Source organism: Anaeroplasma bactoclasticum, assembly GCF_003550015.1.
Classification (GTDB): domain Bacteria; phylum Bacillota_I; class Bacilli_A; order Acholeplasmatales; family Anaeroplasmataceae; genus Anaeroplasma; species Anaeroplasma bactoclasticum.
This window is the reverse complement of record NZ_QXEV01000006.1, coordinates 1-8,410: the sequence shown is the minus strand read 5'-3', so window position 1 is coordinate 8,410 and position 8,410 is coordinate 1. Positions and strand designations below refer to the sequence as shown.

The following is an 8,410-nucleotide window of genomic DNA, read 5'->3' as shown; positions in this document are numbered from 1 at the left end:
TTTCTTCAGCCTTTGGTTCTTCTGCCTCTTCAACTGGTGCTTCAGTAGGAGTTTCTTCAACATCTTCACCAATTTCTTCCATTGGCTTTTCCTGAATTTCTTCTTCAGCTGCTAAATTATCTTCAACAACCTCTTCATTCTTCTTTGAAGACTTTTTATCTTCAATAGGAATCTTTTTCATACCATTAGCAGTAATAACTACCTGATATTTACCATTATCCTCTTGTGCTGGTTCTTCTTTCTTCGCAGAAACAGGAACTGATTGTCCGCCTTCTTCTTTTGCTGGTTCAGAAGAATTTAGTTTTTCTTCTAAAGAATGTTCATCCTTCTTTCCACCTTTTGACGATACTATTCTAGCAATAATTAACCATACAACTGCAACAAGTACGATTCCACCAATAATGCACATTGCTAATAAACTTTTATCTAATGCTAAAAAATTCAATATCATATTGCTTCACCTCGAAAATATATAAATTTTAATAAAGAATTTTCCTTATATTTTATTATAAAATAATAACGTTTTTTTCGCAAGAGGTGAAAAACGTTAAAATAGGTGTGTTATTAAAAAAGTTGTAATTTCCTATAAAATAAAAAATCTCTGATTTTCATCAGAGATAACTCATCTTATTGGAGCGAGTGATCGGGATCGAACCGACGTCATCAGCTTGGAGGGCTGAGGTTCTACCATTGAACTACACTCGCATATTAATGGTCGGGATTATAGGATTCGAACCTACGACATCTTGGTCCCAAACCAAGCGCTCTACCAAGCTGAGCTAAATCCCGAATTCGTGTTTTATCTACACGCCCGTTTATTATATCACAGCAAAATTTAATTATCAACAACTTTTTTCAATTTTTTTTAAAATTAAAATTGGCACTCAAAATAGGTGCCAATCGTTATTATTTTATATAAGCTTCAAGTGCTGAATATTGTATTGCAATTGGATATGATTCTTCTGCTATTACTCTTGCGAAAGGGAATAATGGCTTTGGACTAAGCCATGATAAAGCAGAGGGGTATTCGTCATAGAAAGTATCATAGTCATACTCAGTATAAGTACTAACATCTATTTTCTTATTTACAAGGCTTTCTTTATTATAAATAACATCATTTGCATAATCTGTTTTACCTGTGGAACAATACTTTCCTTTATATAAATAATCATTATCTACATAATAATATTTATTTGAATTGTTCATACTAACATAGGATGTAAAGATTTTCTTATCCTCACTTGTATAGAACTTCAAACAACCAGGTATAGATAAATCACAATATTTTGGTTTTATAAAATTAATAACATTATATAGAAGACTCTTATCCAAAAACTTATTTACTCTTGTTGGGATATCCTCTTCTGTAGTATATTTTTCCTTTTGATTTAATATAACATTATCTACAGGAACACTAGTAACCATTTTGGCTTGACCAGAAACCTTCTTTTCCTCTTTTGAATTTGGTACTAAATACTCATTGAATGTAATCTCTGTTGCAACTGTATAGCTTTTTTCACCTCTTATAGCATAGGTTTCTATCATAACCGTATTAACCCTTTTACCCTCAACAGTTTCAAAATCAGTATGATAAAAGTAAGTATTACCTGTTTCAAAATCTGTTGTTGAAGTGTAATAATAGCCACTTTTTTCGTTTCCCTCAGAATCCTTAGATACATACTTATTCTGTATTGTAATGGATTTGTATTCATTAAAGAATCCATCTAATTTTTCTAAATGCTTTTTATCATAATCTTCGGTAAATTCATTCAATCCAGTAGATAATTCTTCTAAATTATTTACATTTGGCTCTTCTATTTGAAATTCCTTTGCAATTAATTCCTTTTCATTTCCCCCACAGGATGCAAGAACTCCAATAGATACTATGCCGGTCCCTAATAATATTTTTTTTAATTTCATGTTTGCTTCCTCCCCATTAGCAAATCTCATTTTATAACAAAATCAAATTTTGTTCAGAACAAAGGTAAATAAAATTTACCCCAAGGAGCTTATTGCTCCTTTTTTTAACGCCTCAAATAACTTGAAGTCGCTTTGGTGTGTTCACACCTCTACGTAATAGATATTCAATTACTTTCATATCACATACGCTACTTTTTCTATATATATTTAATGCTCCATTTATATCAACATTTATATATATTTTATCTTTTGTTTCGTATAATCCTCTTTGAATTCTTTTACCACTAAATGTATATTCTTTATTTTCTTCTTTATTATATACAGGTATTTCATCTAAATCCATAAAAGATGACAAAGAAGTATATGATTCTTCTTGTAAGATTAAATCAATCTTATGTTTTTTACATAAGTATTCTAATCTTGATTTAATCTTTCCAAAGGGAATTGATAAGAATTTTTGATTATTTGATTTTATCATATTCTTTTCTATATGCTTTAAATAATTATTTTTAAAATCATAGCTACCACTATATTCAAATCCTTTTTGGAAATTATTTGAATATCCTATTACTATTTTAGTTATTTCATTATTAAGACAATAATCAATAATCATTTTAGATGATTTATAGATATAATCATTTATCTTATTTTCTCTTTTCATCATTAGATTTATCATTCTTTTTGTTTTAAAGGATTTATACTTTTCATTTGGCTTAAGTTTTTTCTTTAAATCTTTTTTGTATTCTAAGTCTTTAGTTATTGGGTTTTCATTTAATCTATAACAATAGGGATTTTCTCCTTTTAATTCAGCCATTCTTTTATTATAATACTGGTTCATAGATTTTATTCTTTTTCCATCAATAATAAAGGAGTCTCCTTTATCTGTTACACATGTGGCTAAATTATTAATTCCTAAATCGATAGACATTACTCCACTACCAGAAGCTTTTTTATATTCTTTATCGTCTAAATAAGTATAAGCTATTTCAAATTTCTTTCCATTATATAAAGGGATAATTGAAACTTCCTTTATCTTTTTATCAGTAAGTATTTTGGGAATTGATAATTTTATAAAATAATTATCTGGTAAATCTAATTTACTTACATCAACAAATTGTTTTAAATAGTTAATACCTGGTGCTAATTCTCTTAATAATCTTTTAAAAGGAACAGATAAAGGTATATTAAATACTCTTTTCCCATTTTCATATTTATTACCGATATATGAAAATGTTATTGGATAATAACCTTTTATATAATCAGGTTCTTTAGCTGTTATTTCTAAATGATTTTCTTTTTGATATTCTAACAATTTAAAATAAGCTTGATATGAAGCATCAGCCCTAAATACTGCCTTCTGATATATTTCATTATTCAACCATAAAGCTAATTCCGTATTTGAAAGTTCCGTAAAATTATCAAATTTATTAATATACTTTTTTTCATTTGTATAATGCTTCTTAATATTGGCTAAAGCCGTATTATTAGCACTTCTACATTTCATAGATAAAAATCTATAAATAAAGAATTCCCCACTAGTAGATTTAAGCCTTTGTTTTACAACTTTATAATTTTTTGACATATTCTTTCTCCTTTCCGATGGTAGAATACACCCTATTTTGACATTATCGATGTCTATTTCAAAAAAAATTTCATTTTTTTACAAATATTTTTTATAAAGTTATAATGAAATAATTAATTGGAATTTACTAGTAGAAGAAAAAAGGGCCCGTGGCCCTTAATCTTAAATTTCATGCAATTTAATTGTATCTGTAATTGTATTTCCAACAACAGAGGATGCACCTGTGATGATGACACGATCTCCCTTAGATACTAATCCTGTCTTTAATGCTTCTTGTAATGCATATTCAAATAATTCATCAACAGAATTCTTCTTTTCTGCATAAATTGGATATACATTCCATGCTAAATTTAACTGACGGCATGCCTTTTCATCTACAGTTAATGCGATAATAGGGCATTCTGGATGATATGCAGAAAGCTTAAATGCTGTTTGACCAGCGTTTGTAACACAAATAATAGCCTTAGCGTGCATTTGATATGCACAAGATACTGCTGCATTACAAATAGAAGATAAGAAATCTTCACCTAAATCTAGGTTGCATTCCCAATATCTACGCTTGTAATCGATATTGGATTCTGTATATTCAGCAATATCCTTCATTGCTGTTACAGATTGAAGTGGATATTTACCAGCCGCAGATTCACCAGATAGCATAATTGCTACTGTTTTATCATAAATTGCGTTAGCAACATCAGATACTTCTGCTCTTGTTGGTCTTGGGTTTTGCTGCATAGAGTCAAGCATTTGAGTTGCGGTAACTACAATCTTACCCTTTTTATAGCATTTATCGATTAATTCCTTTTGAATCTTTGGAAGCATCTTAAATGGAACTTCAACACCCATATCTCCACGGGCAACCATAATACCATCAGATACTTCAATAATTTCATCCATCTTTGCAATACCTTCAGTATTTTCGATTTTTGAAATAATACGGATCTTACCAGATGTATCATACTTATCTAATAATTCACGAATTGCTAAAACATCTTCTGGTCTTCTTACAAAGGATGCTGCAATGTAGTCAACACATTCTTGAATACCAAAAATTAAATCGCTTCTATCCACCTCAGAAATATATGGCATATCTACAATTACATTTGGAATATTAATAGACTTACGATTGGATAGGGAAGCATTGTTTAATACCTTTGTAACAACATTAGTTCCCTCAACACGTACAACTTCAAATTCAACCTTACCATCATCTGCAAGGATTAATGTACCAGGCTTATTTACATACTTTGCTAAATCTGGATAAGTTAAGCCTACCTTAGTTTCATCACCAATAAGATCATAATCACTACAGAATGTAAATTCCTGTCCTTCATGTAGTTCTACCTTACCATCTTTAAATAATCTTACACGGATTTCTGGTCCCTTTGTATCTAGTAAAATAGGTAGTGGAATGCCTAATTCAGCTCTTACCTTTTTTACACGGTCCATACGAACCTTTTGTTCCTCATGAGTACCATGAGAGAAATTTAATCTGGCACAATCAAGGCCGTTTAAAATCATTTTCTTTAGTAGCTCTTCATCGTCACATGCAGGACCAAGAGTACAAATTATTTTTGTTTTACGCATAGAATATCACCTCGTCTCTTATAGTTTACCACAAAATATTATTTTGTGTTAGAAAAAATAGATTTCGAAACATACGAAACAAAACGAAAAAAAGCATTTCTCTTTCGCGAGAAATGCCAAAATTGAATTAATATTCAGCATGTACCTGATTTTTACCATTATATTTTGCTTGATATAATGCTTGATCTGCTCTAAAGAAAATCTCTTCAGAAGTCATTTGAACTTCTTTTACATTGTAATATCCAATAGATAATGTAACCCTTGTTCCATCGGAGAATAAGGAATCATTATTTGCAACAGATTTTCTTAGAACCTCAAGTGCAGCAACATTAGCTTCTGGATTTGGGTTATTAAAAATAATCGCAAATTCATCTCCACCATAACGGAAGGAAACTCCCGTTTTATTAATGGCAGCAACAATTGTATCGGATACATATTTTAAAATATCATCACCAATGCCATGGCCATATGTATCATTAATATTCTTAAAATCATCAATATCTAGCATAGCTAAAGCAAAGCCCCTTCTATCTCTTCTAGCCTTAGATAGCTTATTTTCTAATACATTATAGAAGCTTGTATGATTTTGTAAGCCTGTTAAGCCATCGACACGATTGGCTTTTACAAGCTTAGCATTTTCATGCTGCATCTCGATTAATACCTTTTCTCTTTGCCTATGAATTTGAACAACAAGTCCAACAACAACTGAGGTTAATGCAACAAGTAATACAGCAATTATAGCACTACCCCAAATATAGATTTTACCACTTCTATCACTATTACCTTCTAAATAAAGGATTGTAATAGATGCGGCAAATACACCAGCTAAAGATAGAATAATACCATAAGTAAATGTCTTATAATCTAAAAACAATGTTGATGCTAAAACAGGAATAATAAAGGCTGCAAGCATAACTACAAAATATCCATGAGTAATCGATAATACTAAAGCTATACACCATAATGAAGTAACTAGAACATAATTTTTAATTTTTGAAGAAAGCTTCTTCATTTTTAAAAGGAATAATGTAACTGCAATAATTACAGCATCAACACTAGCAGGAACAATTACATATTTTATAAAGTATTCTAAAACCTGAAGTTCACGTTGTTTATCTGCTGTAAACACAATACCTACAATGATTTCTAATATGGTAACTAATAGCCAGCTAGATATAAAAATTACAATAATCTTACCTATAAGCTTGCCATAGATTTCATCATATACAGCTTTATTCTTTTCCATACTAAACGCCTCCTCTCACATAAACTAAAATATAAAATACTGTTAAAAGTATACAGTCTATAACAAAACCATGTAAAGCCCCTCTTCTAGCCTTTAAAGCTAAATCAGGCTTTTTATATAAGAACATAAAGAAGATAATAAGCCCAGCTATTGGAACAAAAAAGCCTAAAATATACCACATAATAGAGGCTTTAGACATATCGATGTCTGGATATTGTTCTTTAATTACCTCTTCCTGACTTTTACTTTTGGGTTCTTCTTTTGGCTCTTCTACATTTATAAAATTATCTTCAAAATCTATTTTCGTACCACAATGGCTACAAAAATTAGAATTATTTGGAGTTTCAAACCCACAATTTTTACACCTCATGGCACTTCATCCTCTTTTTCTCGCGTAGTATAGAGTATATACCAATTCGAATTTATTGTCAAATTCAATGTTTTTGTTACCAAAAAAGGGGATTTTAAATCCCCCAATTCTATTTATAGTTTTATGCATGTAAGCCATACATCCTTTTTTAATTCAGCTGCATAGTTCATATAATTATAATAACCTGTACTATAGGATTTTGTAATTACAATATATAGATTATCTTTTTTTAATTGAATGTAATGAAATACTCCAGATGGATTTTCCTGACTACACGCATTACTAACATTAGTATAATAATCTAAATCTAATAGATCAAAATTCTTTGTGAATCCATAATTTAAAGATAAATACGTTGCATAGCTAGATAGTTTATCATCACTTGGTCCACTACTTAAAAAATGAAATGAAAATTCACTTCCGTTTGGATATAAATATCCACTATTTAAATTTGTATCATATAATCTTTGTTTTGCATCTGTAACATAATAAGAGCCCGTATATCCTAAATCATATTCTGGAAGTTCAAATCCAAGGATGGATTTAGATTTTGTTTTAATCTCATCATTCCATTTTGTTGTATTATTTGTCACTGCTTCATTATTTGTATTATTGTTAGACAGAATAATTACAGTAGGAATAATGTAATTGGCAAGAATGATAAATGCAAGTATACCGATGATTAATTTCTTACCAACAAGAGTTTTCTTGTCTCCAGATAAATCCTTTGGAATAGGAACATAATTTTCATTTTTTTGAATATAATTCGAAAATGTTGCCTCTATAATCTTCTTTTTATAAATTAATCTCATTGTTTTATTATCAAAGATTGCACAATCTTCATCATATCTTATAACTACAACATTATCATTTGTTTTTAATAAAGGCTCAAAATCTATAGTAAATTCTAAACCATCTTCTGTTCTTACAATATTATGTATTATAGTCATTTTTCTATTATATGCATTCCTATGCTCTGTTGTATAAAATGATGTGATTTTAGCAAAAGCAATATGACCATGCTTGCTAACCCATGCCTGTCTTTTAGATATAACATATCTTGGCATCAAAATAGATAGTAATAAAAAAAGTATTACCCAAGTGCCCGCTGCGGCAGTCATAAATATATATACTTCAAATGTATAATCCGCGTTTATTCCATAATAATAGCATAAACCTAAGGATACTATTAATAATAAACAAGCTATAAATATTACTACTCTAAAAATATTAGGACTTATTCTCATACAAAACCCACCCATCTTTAATATATAACTATAATAACACAATTATTTCGTATATTAAGATAACAGGATAGTTTTTATTGGTATTAAAACAAAAAATTGAAAAAATAAAAAAAGATTGATTCAAATCAATCTTCTAGTCTCTTAGTGGTGCCGACTATAGGAATCGAACCCACAACCTACTGATTACAAGTCAGTTGCTCTACCAATTGAGCTAAGTCGGCAATGGTGGAGGACAACGGGCTCGAACCGCTGACCCTCTGCTTGTAAGGCAGATGCTCTCCCAACTGAGCTAGTCCTCCATATCACGTAATTTAATTTTAATAAAATGGTCGTGGTTTGTCAAATCTTTTTTATAAAAAAAAGAAATGGCGCCCACTGAGAGACTTGAACTCACGACCCCCTGATTAACAGTCAGGTGCTCTAACCAACTGAGCTAAGTAGGCATAAGTTATATTCAA

At 30.0% G+C, this 8,410-nt stretch carries 6 protein-coding genes, 5 tRNA genes and 1 pseudogene; all 12 read right to left on the bottom strand.

Features of this window, described 5'->3' with window-relative positions; translation table 11 throughout:
- Positions 1-451 (bottom strand): annotated as a pseudogene (locus tag EI71_RS10120) (hypothetical protein); the annotation flags it as partial.
- Positions 452-631: 180 nt separating this feature from the next.
- Positions 632-705: transfer RNA gene (locus EI71_RS03805), tRNA-Gly, on the bottom strand.
- A gap of 7 nt (positions 706-712) precedes the next feature.
- Positions 713-789: transfer RNA gene (locus tag EI71_RS03800), tRNA-Pro, on the bottom strand.
- Positions 790-906: 117 nt separating this feature from the next.
- On the bottom strand, positions 907-1,920 hold the full coding sequence (locus EI71_RS03795) for a hypothetical protein (RefSeq protein ID WP_119015929.1): 1,014 nt from the start codon (positions 1,918-1,920) through the stop codon (positions 907-909).
- A gap of 112 nt (positions 1,921-2,032) precedes the next feature.
- On the bottom strand, positions 2,033-3,502 hold the full coding sequence (locus EI71_RS03790; RefSeq protein WP_162849741.1) for an RNA-guided endonuclease InsQ/TnpB family protein: 1,470 nt from the start codon (positions 3,500-3,502) through the stop codon (positions 2,033-2,035).
- Positions 3,503-3,664: 162 nt separating this feature from the next.
- A complete protein-coding gene (pyk, locus tag EI71_RS03785) occupies positions 3,665-5,089 on the bottom strand; it encodes a pyruvate kinase (protein WP_119015927.1) in 1,425 nt (474 codons plus the stop codon).
- A gap of 127 nt (positions 5,090-5,216) precedes the next feature.
- Positions 5,217-6,335: a GGDEF domain-containing protein gene (locus EI71_RS03780; RefSeq protein WP_162849740.1), complete on the bottom strand. Its 1,119-nt coding sequence runs from the start codon at positions 6,333-6,335 to the stop codon at positions 5,217-5,219.
- A 1-nt stretch (position 6,336) separates the two neighbouring features.
- Positions 6,337-6,705 carry a zinc-ribbon domain-containing protein gene (locus EI71_RS03775; RefSeq protein ID WP_162849739.1) on the bottom strand — a complete coding sequence of 123 codons (369 nt, stop codon included), beginning with the start codon at positions 6,703-6,705 and terminating at the stop codon, positions 6,337-6,339.
- Positions 6,706-6,818: 113 nt separating this feature from the next.
- Entirely contained in the window at positions 6,819-7,952 is a 1,134-nt protein-coding gene (locus EI71_RS03770; protein ID WP_119015924.1) for a hypothetical protein, read from the bottom strand.
- Between the two features lie 145 nt (positions 7,953-8,097).
- Positions 8,098-8,173, bottom strand: a tRNA-Thr gene (locus EI71_RS03765).
- Between the two features lie 2 nt (positions 8,174-8,175).
- Positions 8,176-8,251: transfer RNA gene (locus tag EI71_RS03760), tRNA-Val, on the bottom strand.
- Positions 8,252-8,318: 67 nt separating this feature from the next.
- Positions 8,319-8,395, bottom strand: a tRNA-Asn gene (locus tag EI71_RS03755).
- Positions 8,396-8,410 lie beyond the last annotated feature (15 nt).

What these genes read in the sequence shown, in the direction of transcription:
- pyk (WP_119015927.1), bottom strand. Translation starts at nt 5,089, where the DNA reads ATGCGTAAAACAAAAATAATTTGTACTCTTGGTCCTGCATGTGACGAT.
- EI71_RS03770 (WP_119015924.1), bottom strand. Translation starts at nt 7,952, where the DNA reads ATGAGAATAAGTCCTAATATTTTTAGAGTAGTAATATTTATAGCTTGT.
- EI71_RS03775 (WP_162849739.1), bottom strand. Translation starts at nt 6,705, where the DNA reads ATGAGGTGTAAAAATTGTGGGTTTGAAACTCCAAATAATTCTAATTTT.
- EI71_RS03780 (WP_162849740.1), bottom strand. Translation starts at nt 6,335, where the DNA reads ATGGAAAAGAATAAAGCTGTATATGATGAAATCTATGGCAAGCTTATA.
- EI71_RS03790 (WP_162849741.1), bottom strand. Translation starts at nt 3,502, where the DNA reads ATGTCAAAAAATTATAAAGTTGTAAAACAAAGGCTTAAATCTACTAGT.
- EI71_RS03795 (WP_119015929.1), bottom strand. Translation starts at nt 1,920, where the DNA reads ATGAAATTAAAAAAAATATTATTAGGGACCGGCATAGTATCTATTGGA.